At 60.3% G+C, this 17,392-nt stretch carries 14 protein-coding genes and 1 pseudogene; 14 read left to right on the top strand and 1 reads right to left on the bottom strand.

The window, feature by feature from the left end; translation table 11 throughout:
* Window positions 1-7: 7 nt before the first annotated feature.
* The 10 genes and pseudogenes from QAO71_RS12545 to QAO71_RS12500 all read left to right on the top strand — a co-directional run bounded on the left by QAO71_RS12545 (window position 8) and on the right by QAO71_RS12500 (window position 12,594).
* Complete coding sequence (locus tag QAO71_RS12545) at window positions 8-1,189, top strand: acyl-CoA dehydrogenase family protein (RefSeq protein ID WP_280164586.1); 1,182 nt, start codon at window positions 8-10, stop codon at window positions 1,187-1,189.
* Between the two features lie 10 nt (window positions 1,190-1,199).
* Window positions 1,200-2,384 carry an acyl-CoA dehydrogenase family protein gene (locus tag QAO71_RS12540; protein WP_280164585.1) on the top strand — a complete coding sequence of 395 codons (1,185 nt, stop codon included), beginning with the start codon at window positions 1,200-1,202 and terminating at the stop codon, window positions 2,382-2,384.
* Between the two features lie 11 nt (window positions 2,385-2,395).
* Entirely contained in the window at window positions 2,396-3,181 is a 786-nt protein-coding gene (locus QAO71_RS12535; protein ID WP_218278831.1) for an SDR family oxidoreductase, read from the top strand.
* Window positions 3,182-3,595: 414 nt separating this feature from the next.
* Window positions 3,596-4,065 (top strand): annotated as a pseudogene (locus QAO71_RS12530) (MaoC family dehydratase).
* Between the two features lie 11 nt (window positions 4,066-4,076).
* Window positions 4,077-5,279, top strand: coding sequence for an acetyl-CoA C-acyltransferase (locus tag QAO71_RS12525; RefSeq protein ID WP_280164584.1), 1,203 nt, complete (start codon window positions 4,077-4,079; stop codon window positions 5,277-5,279).
* 320 nt (window positions 5,280-5,599) lie between these two features.
* Complete coding sequence (locus QAO71_RS12520; protein ID WP_280164583.1) at window positions 5,600-6,568, top strand: YCF48-related protein; 969 nt, start codon at window positions 5,600-5,602, stop codon at window positions 6,566-6,568.
* A 9-nt stretch (window positions 6,569-6,577) separates the two neighbouring features.
* Window positions 6,578-8,977 carry an efflux RND transporter permease subunit gene (locus QAO71_RS12515; protein WP_280164582.1) on the top strand — a complete coding sequence of 800 codons (2,400 nt, stop codon included), beginning with the start codon at window positions 6,578-6,580 and terminating at the stop codon, window positions 8,975-8,977.
* 7 nt (window positions 8,978-8,984) lie between these two features.
* Window positions 8,985-10,136, top strand: a complete 1,152-nt coding sequence (locus QAO71_RS12510; protein ID WP_280164581.1) for a helix-turn-helix transcriptional regulator — start codon at window positions 8,985-8,987, stop codon at window positions 10,134-10,136.
* Window positions 10,137-10,297: 161 nt separating this feature from the next.
* Complete coding sequence (locus QAO71_RS12505; RefSeq protein ID WP_280164580.1) at window positions 10,298-11,539, top strand: helix-turn-helix transcriptional regulator; 1,242 nt, start codon at window positions 10,298-10,300, stop codon at window positions 11,537-11,539.
* Window positions 11,540-11,751: 212 nt separating this feature from the next.
* Window positions 11,752-12,594 carry an SDR family oxidoreductase gene (locus tag QAO71_RS12500; RefSeq protein WP_280164579.1) on the top strand — a complete coding sequence of 281 codons (843 nt, stop codon included), beginning with the start codon at window positions 11,752-11,754 and terminating at the stop codon, window positions 12,592-12,594.
* A 57-nt stretch (window positions 12,595-12,651) separates the two neighbouring features.
* Here the strand turns inward: QAO71_RS12500 and QAO71_RS12495 are convergent, their stop codons facing one another.
* Window positions 12,652-13,329: a TetR/AcrR family transcriptional regulator gene (locus QAO71_RS12495; RefSeq protein WP_280164578.1), complete on the bottom strand. Its 678-nt coding sequence runs from the start codon at window positions 13,327-13,329 to the stop codon at window positions 12,652-12,654.
* 194 nt (window positions 13,330-13,523) lie between these two features.
* On the opposite strand from QAO71_RS12495, the gene QAO71_RS12490 reads away from it, so the two are divergent.
* From QAO71_RS12490 to QAO71_RS12475, 4 genes are all read left to right on the top strand, one after another.
* Complete coding sequence (locus tag QAO71_RS12490; protein WP_280164577.1) at window positions 13,524-14,393, top strand: TauD/TfdA family dioxygenase; 870 nt, start codon at window positions 13,524-13,526, stop codon at window positions 14,391-14,393.
* Window positions 14,390-15,160 carry a class II aldolase/adducin family protein gene (locus tag QAO71_RS12485; protein WP_280164576.1) on the top strand — a complete coding sequence of 257 codons (771 nt, stop codon included), beginning with the start codon at window positions 14,390-14,392 and terminating at the stop codon, window positions 15,158-15,160. The genes QAO71_RS12490 and QAO71_RS12485 overlap by 4 nt, the downstream gene beginning before the upstream one ends.
* 43 nt (window positions 15,161-15,203) lie before the next feature.
* The gene (locus tag QAO71_RS12480) at window positions 15,204-16,115 is read left to right on the top strand and encodes a 2-hydroxyacid dehydrogenase (protein ID WP_280164575.1); all 912 of its coding nucleotides are present in this window, start codon (window positions 15,204-15,206) and stop codon (window positions 16,113-16,115) included.
* A 182-nt stretch (window positions 16,116-16,297) separates the two neighbouring features.
* Entirely contained in the window at window positions 16,298-17,338 is a 1,041-nt protein-coding gene (locus QAO71_RS12475; RefSeq protein ID WP_280164574.1) for a Rieske 2Fe-2S domain-containing protein, read from the top strand.
* The last annotated feature ends 54 nt before the right edge of the window (window positions 17,339-17,392 follow it).

Genomic DNA, 17,392 nt, shown 5'->3' with positions numbered 1-17,392 from the left:
AATCGCCATGGAGTTCCGTTTCACCGAAGAACAGCAGATGATCCGCGACAGCGCGCAGGCCTTTCTGCAGGATGTCTCCAGTTCGGCAGCGGTACGCCAGGCCATGGTCACTGAAGCCGGTTACGATCCTGAATTGTGGCAGCGCATCTGTCAGGAGCTGTGCTTCCAGGCTATCAGCGTGCCGGAGCAGTACGGCGGCATGGGCCTGGGCTACGTTGAACTCTGCGCCGTGCTGGAACAGATGGGACGGGTACTGTTGTGCTCGCCGTTCTTCGGCACCGTCTGCCTCGGCGTCAATAGCCTGCTGGTCGCGGGCAGCGAAGAGCAGAAGCAGCAGTACCTGCCGGCCATCGTCGATGGCAGCCTGACCGCTACCCTGGCCTGGACCGGCCCGCAGGCGGCGCGCCATGGCGGCCAGTGGGGCTGCGATGCGGTCAGCGCCACCTGGCAGCGTAATGCCGACGGCTTCGAGCTGCAGGGTGAGTTGCGCTATGTCATCGACGGCCACAGCGCCGACCTGCTGATCATCGCCGCCCGCGCCCCGGGCAGTAGCGGCACCGAGGGCATTGCCCTGTTTGCGGTGCCGGCCGACACCGCCGGCCTTCAACGTCAGTGGCTGCCAACCATGGATCAGACCCGTCACCAGGCCGCGCTGCAACTGAACCAGGTGCAGCTGCCGGCCAGCGCACTGATGGGCGAGGCCGGGCAGGGCGCTGCGGCGCTGCTCAAACTGATTGACCTGGCCAAGGTGGCACTGGCCGCCGAGCAGATGGGTGCCGCCCGGCAGGTACTGGAGATGAGCGTCGCCTACATGCAGGAACGGGTGCAGTTCGGCCGCGCCATCGCCAGCTTTCAGGCGCTCAAGCACAAGGCCGCCGACATGCAGCTGAAATGCGAGGTGGCACGCTCGGCGGTGTATTACGCCGCCTGCGTGGCCCAGGAAGCGCTCAGCCCGGAGGGTGACAGTCAGCTCGCTGCCGAACTGCCGGAAGCCGCCGCCATGGCCAAGGGCTACTGCTCGGACACGCTGTTCTTCAACGCCGGCACCGCCCTCCAGTTGCACGGCGGTGTGGGCTTTACCTGGGAATACGACGTGCACCTGTATTTCAAACGGGCCAAGGCCAGTGAACTTTACCTGGGCAACGGCGCTGCGCAGCGCGAGCTGATCGCCGCGCTGCTGCTGGACTGAGGAAGCCATCATGAAACTGACATTCAGCGCCGCCGACGAAGCCTTCCGCGAAGAAATTGCCGGCTGGCTGCGCGACAACCTTACCGGTGAGTTCGCCAACCTGAAGTTTCGCGGTGGCCCCGGTGACGAACACATGTTCCCGGCAGAGCGCAAGCGCTGGGAGCAGCACCTGGCCGCCGGCGGCTGGACCTGCGTCGGCTGGCCGGAGGAACACGGCGGTCGCGGCGCCTCAATCGAACAGCAGGTGATCTTCTTCGAGGAATACGCCCGCGTCGGCGGCCCCGGTCGCGTCGGTCATATTGGCGAAGGCCTGGCCGGCCCTACGCTGATCGCCTTCGGCAGTGACGAGCAGAAACAGCGCTTCCTGCCCGGCATCCGGTCCGGCACCGAACTCTGGTGCCAGGGCTACTCCGAACCCGGTGCCGGCTCGGATCTGGCCAACGTACGCACCCGCGCCCGGCTGGATGCGACCACCGGCAAGTGGCTGATCAGCGGTCAGAAGGTCTGGACCTCGCTGGCCCACGAGTCGGACTGGTGCTTCGTCGTCGCCCGCACCGATCCCGATTCCCAGGCCCATCACGGGCTGGGCTTCTTCCTGGTTTCCATGCACCAGCCGGGTATCACCGTGCGCCCGATCGAACAGCTGACCGGCACCTCGGAATTCAACGAAGTGTTCTTCGACGATGCCGTGGCCGCTGATATCGTCGGCGCGCCGGGTGATGGCTGGAAGGTCGCCATGGGCCTACTCGGTTTCGAGCGTGGGGTTTCCACCCTCGGCCAGCAGATGCAATTCCAGAACGAACTGGACGACATCATCTGCATCGCCAAGGCCAATGGCGCGGCCAGCGAACCGAGCATCCGCCAGCGCATCGCCGAAGCCCACACCGGCCTGCGGCTGATGCGCTACAACGCCATGCGCATGCTCTCGGGCAACGAGCAGGGCCAGCCGGACAGCTCGGCGCTGGTGTACAAGCTGCACTGGTCGAGCTGGCACCGCAATCTCGGCGCCCTGGCGATGGACGTGCTCGGTCCCGAGGCGGACATCATCGACGCCGCACCCTACGAGCTGACGCGCTTGCAGTCACTGTTCCTGTTCACCCGCTCGGACACCATCTACGGGGGCACCAACCAGATTCAGCGCAACATCATCGCTGAGCGCGGTCTCGGCATGCCCAAGGAAGCCAAAGGCAGATAACCATGAATGATCTGAAGAATCCTGAATATGTACCCGGTCACGGCCTGCTGAAGGGCAAGTCGGTATTGATCACCGCCGCCGCCGGTGCCGGCATCGGCTTCGCTGCTGCGACCAAGGCGGTGGAAGAGGGCTGCCGTGGCATCGTTATCAGCGATGTGCACGAGGGGCGACTGAACGCTTCGGTGGACAAGCTCAAGCAGGAAACCGGCCTTTCTGCGGTCTGGGGCAAGTTGTGCAACGTCACCGATGAAACCGAGGTGCGGGCACTGGTCGATTTTGCCGAGGACAAGCTGCAGGGCATCGACATCCTGATCAACAACGCCGGGCTGGGTACCACCAAGGCGTTGATCGAGATGGAGGATGACGAGTGGAACAAGGTCATCGACGTCACTCTCAACGGCACCATGCGCATGACCCGCTATATGTTGCAGGTGATGAAGGCGCGCGGGCAGGGCGGGGTGATCGTCAATAACGCCTCGGTTCTGGGCTGGCGAGCGCAGAAGGAGCAGGCGCATTACGCTGCGGCCAAGGCCGGGGTGATGGCGCTTACTCGTTGTGCGGCGCTGGAAGCCGCTGAGCTCAATGTACGCATCAATGCCGTGGCGCCATCGCTGGCGGTCCACCCGATGCTGCGCAAGTCCGCACCCGAGGCGCTGCTCAAGGAGCTGGAATCCCGTGAGGCCTATGGCCGGGGCGCCGAGTGCTGGGAGGTGGCCAACGTGATGATGTTTCTGGCCAGTGACTACTCCAGTTATATGACGGGTGAGATTGTGCCTGTGAGTTCGCAGCAGGCTTGAGTTCGGAGTCTGTCTGCTCGTGGGCTGCTGATGGTTGGCGGGTTTGCACACTTGCCTGCGGGCTACTGCGGACACGCCGCAAGTACGTCCTTGTAGGCTCGCGGTTGTCATCCATGACAACCGACGGTCCGCAGTAGCCCGCAGGCAAGTGCGCTTGATGGGCAATGTACGGGCTGCAGGAAAAAGCCGTTCCCAAGTTAGCCAGAGCTTTTTTGGGTTTTGGTGCGAATTGCACGGAGATCGTGAGGCGGGGTTCCGAGCCACCTACCTCAGACCGTCGGTTGCCATGGATGGCAACCGCGAGCCTACAGGGATGTATTCACGGCGTGTCTGAGGTAGGTGGCTCGGAATCCCGCCATGCACCAAGCCTCGCCCCGATAACGGAAAAAGACACGCAGGATTCAGGAGAACATCATGACCACAACATTTAGTAGCGCCGCCGCGCTGGAACAGGCAGTGGGCCAGAGTCTCGGGGTAACCGAGTGGATCACCATCGACCAGCAACGTGTCGATACCTTTGCCGACGCCACCGGCGATCACCAGTGGATCCATGTGGATCCGGAGAAAGCCAAGGCCGGCCCGTTCGGCGGCACCATCGCCCACGGCTATCTGACCCTGTCGCTGGTCAACTACTTCCTGCCGCAGCTGATGCAGGTGGAGAACCTGCAGATGGGTGTCAACTACGGCTGTGACCGGGTGCGTTTTCCGGCGCCGGTGCGGGTGGGCGCACGTATCCGTGGCAATGGCGAGATTACCCAGGTCGAAACCCTGCCAACGGCGCTGTACAGGTGGTTGTACGGGTCAGCGTCGAGGTCGAGGGCAGTGACCGTCCGGGCTGTGTGGTGGACACCATCAGTCGCTACACCTTCAATCAGACAGTTTGAGGAATACCATCATGCAAGAAGCAGTCATCGTCGCCACCGCGCGCACCGCTCTGACCAAGTCATTCCGCGGCTCCTTCAACGACACCGAGGCTCCGGTACTGGGTGGTCATGTGGTGCGCGCCGTGGTCCAGCGCGCCGGCATCGACCCGGCGGATGTGGGTGATGTGATCATGGGCGCGGCGGTGCAGCAGGGTACCCAGGGCTACAACATCGGCCGCCTGTGCGCCTACACCGGCGGACTGCCGGAATCGGTGCCGGGCATGGCGCTGGATCGGATGTGTGCCTCCGGCCTGATGGCCATCGGCGAGGCGGCCAAGGCGATCATGACCGGCGAGCTGGATGTGGCCATCGGTGGTGGCGTCGAGTCGCTGTCGCTGACTCAGACCAAACACAAGAACGCCTACCGCGCCCGTTCCGAAGCGGTGATGGAAGTGGCGCCGGCGGCCTATATCCCGATGATCGAGACTGCGGAAATCGTTGCTGAACGTTACGGTATCAGTCGGGCAGCACAGGATGAGTACGCCCTGCAGAGCCAGCAGCGTACCGCTGCGGCGCAGCAGGCCGGGCTGTTCGCCGAGGAGATCGTGCCGCTGAGCGTCAGCAAGCTGCTGTTCGACAAGGAAGGCAAGCCGGCTGGTCACGAGCAGGTAACCGCCGACCGTGACGAGTGCAACCGCGCATCCACCACTCTGGAAGGGCTGCAGGGGCTGGCACCGGTATGGAAGGACGGTCTGTGGATCAAGCAGGGCCAGCACATCACCGCCGGCAACGCCTCGCAGTTCTCCGATGGCGCCGCGGCCTGTCTGCTGATGAGCCGGGCCGAGGCCGAGCGGCGCGGGATCAAGCCGCTGGGTACCTATCGCGGGATCGCCGTGGCCGGTTGCAAGCCGGAGGAGATGGGTATCGGGCCGGTGTACGCCATTCCCAAGCTGCTGGAGCGTTTCAACCTCAAGGTCGAGGATATCGGCCTGTGGGAAATCAACGAGGCCTTTGCCAGCCAGGTGTTGTACTGCCGTGATGAGCTGGGCATCCCCAACGATCGGCTGAACGTCAATGGCGGTGCCATCTCCATCGGGCATCCGTTCGGCATGAGTGGCGCGCGGATGGTGGGTCACGCCCTGCTGGAAGGGCGTCGCCGAGGTGTGCGTTACGTGGTGATTTCCATGTGTATCGGTGGCGGCATGGGTGCTGCCGGTCTGTTCGAACTGGACTGATAGGTTCCATAACGATGTGGGAGGGGTAGGCGACACCACACCCCTCCGTCATTGCGAGGTATGACCGATTGACTATATGGAACTGGCCCCCAACACAAGCCCGCCCCGTGCGGGCTTGTGCTTTTCCGGGGGTAGGTGTTGTGGCTCTGTATCGCCGCTTTGCACAGGACGTAAGCCATATGGACGATGTTTGCCAAGCGGCGCTGGAACAACATCAAGCCACTCTCTGTGCTGCCTTTGTGTCTCGGGCATGAACAGTTGCAGATTCATAAAAACAACAGGTGGCCTGGAACAGGCCACCCACAGGGTGGAATTGCGCCATGAGCAAATTGATCAGCTACTCCTTCTGTCTTGTTGTCGCGGTGCTGGTGGGCTTCGCCTTCTCGCCGCGTCATGGGCTCGATGACCAGCAGGTTCAGCTCAACCTGGCCCGTCTGCAGATCAATGACCTGGTCCAGTTCGGTGAGCGGGTCATCGCCGTAGGCGAGCGCGGCACCATTATCGTCAGCGACGACATGGGAAATTCCTGGCGCCAGACCCATGGTGATGCCGAGCTGCCGGTGACCCTGACCGGGGTGAACTGGCTGGGCGGGGACGACCTGCTGGCGGTGGGGCACGATGCGGTGCTGATGCACAGCGGCGACGCCGGTGAAACCTGGGAAGTGCTGATGCAGGACGAGGAACTGGGCGAGCCGCTGCTGGGCACCTGGAGTGCGGATGGGCAGCAGATCTTCGCCTATGGCAGCTTCGGCAAGTTCCTCAGCTCCAGTGACCAGGGCCGCAGCTGGCAGGAGCGCGAGCTGGATATTCATGGTGAACATCTCAATGACATGGACGGCGACGGGCAGCGCTTGCAGATCATGGTCGGCGAGATGGGCCTGGTACTGCGTAGCGAGGACTACGGTACCAATTGGGAGCGTATCGAGCCTTTCTACCGCGGCTCGCTGTTCGGCGTGGCGTACATGGGTAACGAAGTCTGGGTTACCTACGGCATGCGCGGGCACGTGTTCGTCAGCAAGGATGATGGTTTGAACTGGAAGCAGGTCGATATCGCCCATCGCCTGCCGCTGTATGGCCATGCCAAGGATGACTCCGGCCTGGTGATCGTCGGTACCGGCGGCGCCTACGTCAATCTCTCGCATGAGGGCGAGCTTACCGATTCGGGCTACCTCCGCGGGCTGGGAACCCTGACCTCGGCGGTAGTCCTGCCTGACGGCGACCTGTTTGTCGCCGGCCAGAGCGGCCTGCTGCAGCAGGATCGCGGTTATCTCGCTGTCATCGGTCAATAAGGGGGTAACATGGCCAAGCATAATCGTCGTTGGGTGGATCGTTGGGTCGAGGCCATGGCCGATGGCCTGCTGGGCAACCGCAAGCTGTTCCTGTCGATCTTCATCCTGATCACCCTGGGGCTGGGCTACAGCGCTACGCAGATCAAGCTGGACCCGGGCTTCAACAAGCAGATTCCGATCACCCATCCGTACATGGAGAACTACCTCCATTACAGCGATACCTTCAGCGGCGCCAATACCATCCTGGTGAGTGTCAACTGGCGCGGTGAAGGGGACATCTACAACGCCGAGTTCCTCGACGTGCTGCGCCAGGTCACCGACGAGGTGTTCTTCATTCCCGGGGTGCGCCGGGCCAGCGTGCGCTCGCTGTTCACCCCGGATGTGCGCTATGTCGAGATATCCGAGGACGGCTTCGTTGGGGATGTGGTGATTCCGCCGCACTTCTCCGGTACTCCGGAGGATCTTGAGCAGATCCGCAGCAATACCGCCCGTTCCGGCGAGATCGGTCGGCTGGTGGCCAACGACCTGACCGCGGCCATCGTCAACGCCGAACTGCAGGAGTTCAATCCGGAAACCGGCGAGCGGGTGTCCTATTCCGAGATTGCCGCCCAGTTGGAAGATATTCGTACCCGCTTCGAGAACGACAACATCGAGATCAGTATCGTCGGCTTCTCCAAGCTGGTGGGGGATGTCATCGAAGGGCTGTTCATGGTGATGGGTTTCTTCGTCATCGCTTTCGTCATCACCGCGCTGATGTTGTGGTTCTATTCACGCTCGCTGGTACAGACCGTGGTGGCGCTGCTGGTGGCGCTGGTGCCGGTGATCTGGCTGCTTGGGGTGTTGCCGCTGATCGGCATGGGTATCGACCCGATGTCGATCCTCGTGCCTTTTCTGATCTTCTCCATTGGTGTATCCCATGCCGTGCAAATGACCAACGCCTGGAAACAGGACATTCTCGACGGGCACAATTCTTTCGAGGCGGCCAAGGTGTCGTTCTGCAAGATATTCATCCCCGGCGCGCTGGCGCTGCTGATGAACGCACTGGGCTTCGGTGTGATCATGCTGATCGATATCCCGATCGTGTATGAGCTGGGCCTCACCGCGTGTATCGGCGGATTGCTGATGATCGTGACCAACAAGATGATGCTGCCGATCATCCTCTCCTATCTCAGACTGGACCGGCGTGCCTATGCCCAGCGGTCACTGGGCGCCGACGGCAAGCACCGCCTGTGGTGGAGCCTGTCGGTACTGGCGACGCCGAAGGCCGCGCTGGGCGTGTTCGCCATCAGCCTGGTGCTGCTGGTGGCCGGCGCCTGGAAGAGCCGTGACCTGATCATCGGTGATGTCGGCGTCGGCGCACCGGAGCTGCGCGAGAGCTCACGCTACAACCAGGATAACGCGCAGATCTCCCGCAGCTACTCGATTGGCCTGGATGTGCTGTCGGTGTACCTGGAAAACGATATTGAGGAAGCCTGTCTCGATGCCGATGTGATGCGGGCGGTGGAGGAACTGGATTTCCATGCGCGCAGCATCGAAGGGGTCAACTCGGTGCACAGTGTGGCCGGCATGGGCAAGGTGTCGATTGCCGGCAACAACGAGGGTAATCCGCGCTGGTCGGCGATTCCGGGCTCATCCCGCGGCCTGATGCCGGGCTCGCGGGCCTACTCCAGCTCCCACGGCCTGGTGGTCGATGGTTGCCAGACCATGCAGGTACTGCTGTTCCTCACCGACCATGAGGGCGATACCGTCGCCCGGGTAACCGAGCAGGTCGAGCACATCATCGCCAACATCAACGAGCCCAAGGTCGAGTTCAAGATGGCCGGCGGCAATATCGGTGTCATGGCGGCTTCCAACGAGGCGGTGCAGAAGGCCGAGGTGCAGATGCATGGCTCCCTGCTGCTGGCGGTGGCGCTGTTCTGCTGGTTGACCTTCCGTTCCGGGCGGGCGGTGCTGTGCCTGCTGATCCCGCTGGCGATCGTCGCCACCCTGTGCAATGCGGTGATGGCGGTATTCGGCATCGGCCTGAAGGTCGCCACTCTGCCGGTGATGGCCTTGGGTGTGGGTGTGGGTGTGGATTACGGCATTTATTTGTACGAGCGCATGCAGCATGAGCTGGCACTGGGCAAGGATGTGCGCACCTCCTTCTATGAAGCCATGTGTCAGCGGGGCACCGCGGCGCTGTTCACCGCTTTCACCATGTCGGTGGGGGTCGGCACCTGGGTGTTCGCACCGCTGAAGTTCCAGGCTGACATGGGTGTGCTGCTGGCGTTCATGTTCCTGGTCAACGTATTCGGTGCGATCTTCCTGCTGCCGGGCCTGGCGGCCTGGTTCAATCGCAGCAAGCCATTGGTACGGGTCAAGGCGGAGCCGGGGCCGGTCACCAGCCTGGCTGCGGCCGGCAGTCATTGAGCGTATCATGAACGCTGACCGGCGACGTCTGGACATGGAAACCTCATCCTTCGATCTGCTGTTGGGTGAGCTCTATGATGCCGCCATGGACGATCACAGCTGGAGCCGCTACCTGACCCGCCTGCAGAAGCTGTTCCAGGCCAACTACGTGACCCTGATCCTGCGTATTCCGCAGGATTCGGACAGGGGGTTGATGCTGATCATCGGTGATATCGAAGGGCAAGGCACCATCTCCTACACCACCTATCCGGGCTCGGAGACGCCTTTCGTCAACTGTCCGGTCAACCAAGTGTTCACCATCACCGACCTGATGAGCCTGGATAGCTGGCGCGAGTCGGATTATTACCGCCGACACTGCACGCAACAGAATGTGTTTTACGTGATGGGGGTGGATATTGCGCCACCCAGTGGCGGTATTTTCCGCTTCCGGGTGACTCGCCCCGAAACCGACAAGGATTTCTCTGCGACCGACCGGGCACTGTGTGATGCGCTCATCCCGCACATGAGCCGGGCCCTGCATATCCACAGCCTGCTCGGTCACAAGCATTCGCTGAGCGCACTGTACGCCCAGGCAATGGGACGGCTGTCGATCGCCACCCTGATTCTCGACAGCAACGGCCATCTACTGGAAACCAACCAGGTAGCCCGGGAAATGCTGGCTGCCGGCGATGGACTGAAGATCGTCGGTGGCCGCCTGGAAGCCAGTTACCCGGGGGACAACAAGCGCCTGTACAAGTCCATTCGCGCCGCAGCGGCCAGCTCGACCGGTGGCCGCGTGGCGCTGGCCGAGGCGCTGTCGATCGCGCGTCCCTCCGGCCAGGTCAGCCTCGGCATCGTCGTCGAGCCGGTACCGCAACAGAACTGGGACGAAGGTGAAAGCCAGCCCGCAGTGGTGATCTACTGCCGCGATGCGGTCGGGCAGTCCCTGCTCAGCACCTCGGTCACCCGCCAGGTATTCGGCTTCACCCCGTCGGAGTCGGCATTGGCGATGGAGCTGGCCAACGGGCTGTCGCTGGAGGAAGCGGCTGGTTCCCTGGGTATCCGGCGCAATACGGCCAGGGCGCACCTGCGGGCGATTTTTTCCAAGACCGGGGTGCGCCGCCAGACCGAATTGGTGAGGTTGATTCTCAACAGTGTGGTAACCCTGGGGCAGTCATGATCAGGGTAAGAAATTGTGACAGATCAGTTCGTCATATTGATGCAGAAACGGCTGGCTTGAGCGGCCCGTAGTAAGCAACTATAGGCATAGTCTGCTCGAGCAGCGCCTGATAACGATAAGAACACGAGCTTCACCGAAGCCGAAGGCATGAGGTTGCAACCATGACAACAATAAGCACAATGCATTTTCAATCGATCGAGAACGGGTTGTCGTTGGATGACTACGACCGGATTATCGGACGGATCCATGATGGTGCGCTGGAGACCGAGTATCTGTCTGAGGCGCTTGAGGAGCTGCGCGGCCTGTTCCAGGCCAACTACGTCACCCTGATCCTGCGTATTCCCGGCGTCGAGGACGTGGGCCTCATGCTGGTCGCCGGAGACATCGAGGGTAGCGGCAAGGTGATTTATTCCCGTTACCTGCATAGCGATACGCCGTTCTCCAACATGCCGGCGGATCGGGTGTTCACCGTGGATGATGTGATGAGCTTCCAGGAATGGGAGAGCTGCGCCTACTACCGCGACTACAGCAAACTGAACGATGTCTACCATGTCATGGGGGCGGACATCTCCACTGCCGATTCCGGGGTTCTGCGCTTTCGCATCACCCGCGGTCAATCCCAACCCGCCTTCACCGAGAGTGACAAGGCGCTATGTTCGCGACTGGTACCGCACCTGCGGCGCAGCGTACATGTACACAACCTGCTGGGCCGCAGTGCATCGCTGGGCAATCTGTATGCCGAGGCGGTCAACCGCCTGTCAGTGGCGACCCTGGTTCTGGACGAGACGGGTAGCGTGTTGCAGCTGAACGATGTCGCCCGCGATCTGCTCGGTCATACCGATGGCCTCAAGTTGGTTGGTTCGCGCCTGGAAGCCAGTTATCCGAGTGACAACCGCGAGCTGCACAAGCTGATCAGGGATGCGGTCGAGTCCAAGGATGCGCCGCAACTGCGGGAAACCCGTGAAGCGCTGTCGATCGCCCGGCCGTCGGGCGAGGTCAGCCTGGGTGTGGTGGTGGAGCCCATCCCCGGCGCCGAATGGGCCGAGGGGCGTGGCCAGCCTGCAGTGATGGTGTATATCCGCGATGCTGTGGGCAAATCCCAGGTGGATAACCGGGTGGCCAAGGAACTGTTCAATTTCACCCCGGCGGAAACCATGCTGGCATTGCAGTTGGCCAACGGCCTGTCGCTGGAGGAGGCCGCGGAGAACCTGGGCATCATGCGCAACACCGCCCGGGCCCATCTGCGGGCGATCTTCTCCAAGACCGGCGTGCGCCGGCAGGCGGAGCTGGTGCGGGTCATGCTCAACAGCGTGGTTTCCCTGGGGCGCGGCAATGTCACCCCGTTGGGCAACCGCGCGACCGTGATCGCCCAGCCCCAGTTGCGCTCGCTGCAGAGCCGCTGAGCAAGGAAGACCGGGTCCCATCCCGGCCAGCAGTGTTACATGCTGCTCCGTTGGTCGAGATGGACCTCGACCTTCCAGGCGGCACATCCCTGAATAGATGCAAACCCGCCCCATCCCTCGCCGCCGATCCTAGTCTGCGCAGACGATGAACGTGGCGTCATGGCCTCCGATACTGCTCCTCAGCATAGCCTCAGGCAATCCAGGAGCAGAAAATGAGCAAGGTGGTACTGATCACCGGCGCCAGCCGTGGCATTGGACGGGAAACCGCGCTGGCCTTCGCCCGGGCCGGGTTCGATGTGGCCGTCAGTGCACGGACACTGGAAGACGGTCAGCAGCATGATCACAGCCTGACCGGTGCCGATGGTCAGCCCCTGCCGGGCAGCCTGGCCTCGGTGGCTACCGAAATCCGCGCACTTGGCCGCCAGGCCTGGTGCATTCCGATGGACCTGCTGGATACCGGTTCGGTGCTGGCTGCGGCCGAGCAGTTGCTGCGTGAGGCGGGCCGTATCGATGTGCTGGTCAACAATGCGGTGTACCAGGGCAACGACCTGAATTCGACCTTCCTGCAACTGACCCCCGACACCCTGGAGCGTGTGTACCGCGGCTACATACTGGCACCGGTACTGCTGACCCAGCGCCTGTTGCCAGCACTGCTGGAGCAGGGCGCCGGGGTGGTGATCAATATTACCTCGGGGGCGGGCGAGAGCAATCCGCCGGTGTCGGCTGACAGGGGAGGGTGGGGTTATGCCTACGGCGCCGGTAAAGCGGCGGTGTCGCGCTTGTCCGGCGTGCTCAAGGCGGAATTGGGCAGGCAAGGATTGCGCGCCTATACGGTAAACCCTGGGGTGGTCACCACCGAAGCACTGAAAGCCACTATTGGTGAAGATGGAGTGAGAGCGCTGGGTGCTGGTTCTGCGCCGCCACCAGTACCAGCTGCGGTGATCTGCTGGCTGGCAGTGAATGACCTGCAGGGGTTGCACCAGAAGCGCACGGTGCATGCACAGCCATTTGCTCTGGAGCACGACATCGTTGCGGATTGGAGTACGGTCGAGTAGGTGAAGCTACCTAAATTCACTTTGGCAGTTGAGCAAGAGTCAAACAGCCTGTTGTTGTCAGTCTTTCTTGGTTGATATCTGTAGACAGCCAAGCGCCATGGCTACCAGGCTGTTGAGGAATGCCTGTGACTCCAGCTTGTCCGGTACGTCTTCGAGAACGGATCGGATCAGGCCGCGCAAGCCTTTTCCCAGAAGATATGCCGCCAATTCCGGATCAGGCACATCGATTTCATGCTCATACATTCTCAGCAGCGGCAGCCATGTCGCATCGATGAACTCGCTTGCTGTTTTGTACGGGCCTCTCCACATACCTAGATGGAAGGCTTCATGGTAGCGCAGGTGAAATGCCTGACACAGATGGAACAACCGTACTTCTACGCGAATAATATTGGCCAGGATTATGCGTAAGGAGTGAGCCAGCGACAAACCTACTAATGTCTCGCGCATCAGTAGTAACTTCTGAGATTCTTCATCAAGTATGCGTTCATACAGCAGAGCGACAATCGCATCCTTGTTGGGGAAATACTGATAAATCGACCCTACAGCAACCCCGGATATTTCAGAGATACGGGCTACCGTCAAACCGTCTTCACCTGACTCCTCAAGTATACGCTGGCAAGCTTCTGCGACCGCATCTACCGCAGCGCGAGAGCGCGACTGGGAGGGTTTTTTTCGCAGAGTAGGCAGTATATGGGCTGGTGGCCAGGTATCTGAAGGAGAAGACTTTTCGGTCATGGCTTTAATCCGAGTGCTTGTTCATCTTTTGTCTTGGGTTTGGTAAATGCCAATAAAAACAATCGCTTGCGTTTGATTTTTGTTTTCGGTAATGCGAATTCATCTGAGCCTGTGATCTGTATACCATGAATTCGAAAGGCAGGAGAAATTTACACTATGCAGATTCGCAACTACCTGAATATAAGGGGATGACTATGTCGTCATTGCTTAAGGTAAAACCGTTAGGACCTCGTATTGGAGCGGAGGTCCGGGATTTCAAATTGGCCGCCTCATCCAAGAAGGATATTCTGAAAGAGCTTGAGGCCGGGTTAGTCCAGCATGAAGCCATTGTGCTTCATGCTCCCGATCTCTCACCGGAAGATCATCTGGATATTGCAAAACATTTTGGCGAAGCAGAAGTACATACCTATTACCCAAACCTGGGGAAGGGTTTTGAGCAAATTACCATCATTGACTCTAAGTTGGGTGATCGAGCGGATATGTGGCATCACGATGAGAGCTTTTTACCGAGTCCTCCCATTGTGACAATGACTCATGCACAGGTTCTTCCTCCTGTTGGTGGTGATACCTGTTGGATCAGCATGACCTCTGCTTACGATGCTCTTTCCGAAAAAATGAAGCAATATCTCGAAGGCCTGCAGGCATGGCATGACATGAATGGCCCTATGACGGATGCATTGCGCCACAATGTGGTTACCCATGAGCGTTATGTGCAAGTCATACAAAAGGAGCAGCGACATCTTCATCCGCTGGTCAAGGTACATCCCATAACCGGTCGGAAAGCGCTGTATATCAGCCCGACCTATACCACGCATATTGACGGTCTGCCGGTGAGCGAAAGCAATGCCATTCTGAACTTCCTGTTCAGTCACTGCCAGCATGTCAACTTCCTGTTCCGTCACCGTTGGAGTGTGGGGGATATGGTGATCTGGGACAACCGTAGCGTCATTCATAACGCCATTCTGGACTATAAGCCACACCAGCGCCGCATGCACAGGGTTTCAGTGTTTCAACGACAAAGTGAAAAACCAAACTCAATCAATTCTGGTAACTGGGGCGCATGATGAATACTGATATCAATACTGAGCTTTTGAAGAAATACGCACCCATGAAGGGGCGCTATCAACTACTGCCAGACTTGACCCCCCGGCAGAGCGTGGCACTTCTCTGTCGGGTTCTGTATCGCGAAGGCTATAACGATCATATTGCTGGGCATATTACCTGTCGACAGCTCGATGGCTCCTACCTGGCGAATCCCTGGGAGCTGACTTGGGGTGAATTGACGGCCTCGGATATCTTGCGTCTCGATTCTGGGGGGCGGGTGATTGAGGGAGACTGGAATATCACTCCAGCCATCAACCTGCATATGGATATCCATGCCGCGCGACATGATGTCAATGTGGTGATTCATAATCACCCTGAATGGAGTTCTGTCTGGTCCGCAGCCGGCCGTATTCCACCAGTGTATGACCAGACCTCCGCCATGGTGGATAGTGATCCGGTGTTCTACGACGAATACCGGGGTACCGTCGAAGATGGGGCGGCGGGTCGTGCTGCAGCAAATGCATTGGGGTCGCATAAATGGGCGTTGTTGGCCAATCACGGTGTATTGCTGGTGGCCAATGGCATACGCCAGGCGCATCTGCGTGCCGTCACGCTGGAATGGCGTGCCCGCCTGGCATGGCGTGTAGAAACACTGGGGGATGGTAGCCCGCTGCCCGCATCAGTCGCAGCGGACATTGGTCGCCGTACCGACTCCAATGGCTTCCCCTTCTTGTGGGAAGCCATGGCGCGGGAAGAGATCCGCCGTGATCCCAGCGTTCTGGAGTGAAGGCGGTGGACATGCTGAGACGGATTGTTTGGGAGCACAGGTGATGGGAAAGCCTGATTTGTTGCTGGTTACGCCCCTGCCGCCTAGCTGGCATGACGGGCTCAGCCAACTGTTCGAATGTCATGATCTTGCCTTGCTTACTGCTGCTGAACTGGAGGGGGTGGCTCGCCGCGTGCGTGGTGTGGTGGCAAGTGCCAAGTCTGTAGTGACGGATGACCTGATCAGTTGTTTGCCAGCGCTGGAAATCATCGCCGTGATTGGAGTTGGCCTGGATGGTATCGATACTCGATCTGCGGCCAGGAGGGATATCCGAGTGTGCAACACCCCCTCTGTTTCCACGGAAGATATAGCGGATTTTGCATGGGCCTTATTGTTGGCATCCGCGCGTCAGGTGGTACATGCGGATCAGTTTGTTCGCCGCGGCCAGTGGAGTCTCGGGCAGCATCCGCTCACGCTCCGGGTGTCTGGCCAACGGCTGGGTATCGTTGGCCTGGGACGCATTGGACGGGCTGTGGCCGAGCGTGCCAAGGCCTTCGGTATGCAGATCGCTTATACGGGCCGTACCCGTAAAGAGGACGTGCCTTACCAATGGTACGACAGGGTAGCGACGCTGGCGCAAGACGTGGATTTCCTGGTGGTTTGCGTCTCTGGAGGAGAATCGACCCGTGCGTTGATCGATGCCGAGGTGCTAGTTGCGCTGGGGCCCAAAGGCGTCTTGGTCAACGTTGCCCGGGGGGCCGTGATCGACGAGCAGGCGCTTGTTGAAGCCCTGCAGCAACGTGTCCTTGCTGCGGCTGGGTTGGATGTGTTCTGGGATGAGCCACAGGTGCCCGAGGCGCTGCTATCGCTAAGCAATGTTGTACTGGCCCCGCATATGGCCAGCATGACCGAACAGTCTTTGCGGGCGATGTTCGAGCAGACACTGACTGCATTGACCGAGAGTCTCTGTGACTGACGCTCATCATCAGACCCCTAGTCCAAGTGAGGGATGTAGGGGGGCCAGCATAGCGCGAAGATCCCCTATATCGGATGTGGTTTTCCGACAGGTTCATGCCGCCGCATTGTTAAGGGCGCAGACATAGTGGCTGGACCGAGCCGTGCAGAAAACTATAACAACGCTCAGTGAGGATCAGAATCATGAATCAGATGATCGAAGTCAAACCGGTGGCGGAAACGGCGGAGTACCGCTATGCCCGCGGCTGGCACTGTCTTGGCGAGGCCAAGACCTATCGCGATGGCAAGTTGCACACCCTGAATATCTTCGGCACCCGGCTGCTGGCCTTCGTCGGCAAGAATGATGAAATCGCCGTGCTGGACGCCTATTGCCCACATATGGGCGCGGACCTGTCCCAGGGTGAACTGGTCGACGGCAAGGTAGTTTGTCCGTTCCATCATTGGCAATTCGACGCCAGCGGCCGCTGTGCCGAAATTCCCTACTGCAAGCGCATTCCGCCCAAGGCCAAGACCCGCAAGTGGCTGACCTGTGAAGTCAACCGCCTGCTGTTCGTCTGGCACAACCCGGAAGGCCTGCCACCGGCCGAAGGCGTCGAGATTCCCTACCTGCCGGAGATCGACAGCGACGAGTGGGACGACGACTGGCACCTGGACCTGATGATCATCGACACCCACCCCCGTGAGTTGGTGGATAACCTGGTCGACGCCCAGCATTTCGGCCCGGTGCATGGTGCACCGACCAAGTACTTCCGCAATACTTTCAAAGGGCATATCGGCACCCAGGAGTTCCATGGGGACTCCGAGCGTCTGGGCGGTGATCTGGTGGCGGACTCGGCCTACTACGGCCCGGCTACCCACTTCACTCGCATGCGTGCGGAGTACGACGGCCTGGTCGTGGAATCCATTCTGCTCAACTGCCACGTACCGATCGGCCCGAACCAGTTCGAGCTGCGTTTCGGGGTGCTGGTGAAGAAGGTCCCCGGCTGGACTGAAGAGCAGAACAAGCAGCTGGCGCTGGATTATGTGCAGCAGAACCGCACCTCCTTCTACCAGGATGTGGATATCTGGAGCACCAAGCGGCCGGTGGACAACCCGGTGCTGGCCGAAGGGGATGGCCCCATCTACCAACTGCGCGAGTGGTACGCCCAGTTCTATGTCGATGAGGCTGAGGTGCCGGCGCAAATGCAGGAGTTCCGCGAGTTTATTGTGGTTGATAACAAATAAGCGCTGTTGGTTATGCAAAAGCCGCCTTTCGGGCGGCTTTTGCGTTTTGTGCCC

The sequence above is a fragment of the Halopseudomonas sp. SMJS2 genome, from assembly GCF_029866945.1.
Taxonomy (GTDB): Bacteria; Pseudomonadota; Gammaproteobacteria; order Pseudomonadales; family Pseudomonadaceae; genus Halopseudomonas; species Halopseudomonas bauzanensis.
The sequence above is the reverse complement of the archived record's forward strand: the minus strand, read 5'-3'. Positions and strand labels throughout refer to the sequence as shown.

Excerpts from the sequence above, each read along its gene's own strand:
- QAO71_RS12520 (WP_280164583.1), top strand. The coding sequence starts at position 5,600 with ATGAGCAAATTGATCAGCTACTCCTTCTGTCTTGTTGTCGCGGTGCTG.
- QAO71_RS12505 (WP_280164580.1), top strand. The coding sequence starts at position 10,298 with ATGACAACAATAAGCACAATGCATTTTCAATCGATCGAGAACGGGTTG.
- QAO71_RS12510 (WP_280164581.1), top strand. The coding sequence starts at position 8,985 with ATGAACGCTGACCGGCGACGTCTGGACATGGAAACCTCATCCTTCGAT.
- QAO71_RS12485 (WP_280164576.1), top strand. The coding sequence starts at position 14,390 with ATGATGAATACTGATATCAATACTGAGCTTTTGAAGAAATACGCACCC.
- QAO71_RS12480 (WP_280164575.1), top strand. The coding sequence starts at position 15,204 with ATGGGAAAGCCTGATTTGTTGCTGGTTACGCCCCTGCCGCCTAGCTGG.
- QAO71_RS12490 (WP_280164577.1), top strand. The coding sequence starts at position 13,524 with ATGTCGTCATTGCTTAAGGTAAAACCGTTAGGACCTCGTATTGGAGCG.
- QAO71_RS12540 (WP_280164585.1), top strand. The coding sequence starts at position 1,200 with ATGAAACTGACATTCAGCGCCGCCGACGAAGCCTTCCGCGAAGAAATT.
- QAO71_RS12545 (WP_280164586.1), top strand. The coding sequence starts at position 8 with ATGGAGTTCCGTTTCACCGAAGAACAGCAGATGATCCGCGACAGCGCG.
- QAO71_RS12515 (WP_280164582.1), top strand. The coding sequence starts at position 6,578 with ATGGCCAAGCATAATCGTCGTTGGGTGGATCGTTGGGTCGAGGCCATG.
- QAO71_RS12495 (WP_280164578.1), bottom strand. The coding sequence starts at position 13,329 with ATGACCGAAAAGTCTTCTCCTTCAGATACCTGGCCACCAGCCCATATA.
- QAO71_RS12500 (WP_280164579.1), top strand. The coding sequence starts at position 11,752 with ATGAGCAAGGTGGTACTGATCACCGGCGCCAGCCGTGGCATTGGACGG.
- QAO71_RS12525 (WP_280164584.1), top strand. The coding sequence starts at position 4,077 with ATGCAAGAAGCAGTCATCGTCGCCACCGCGCGCACCGCTCTGACCAAG.
- QAO71_RS12475 (WP_280164574.1), top strand. The coding sequence starts at position 16,298 with ATGAATCAGATGATCGAAGTCAAACCGGTGGCGGAAACGGCGGAGTAC.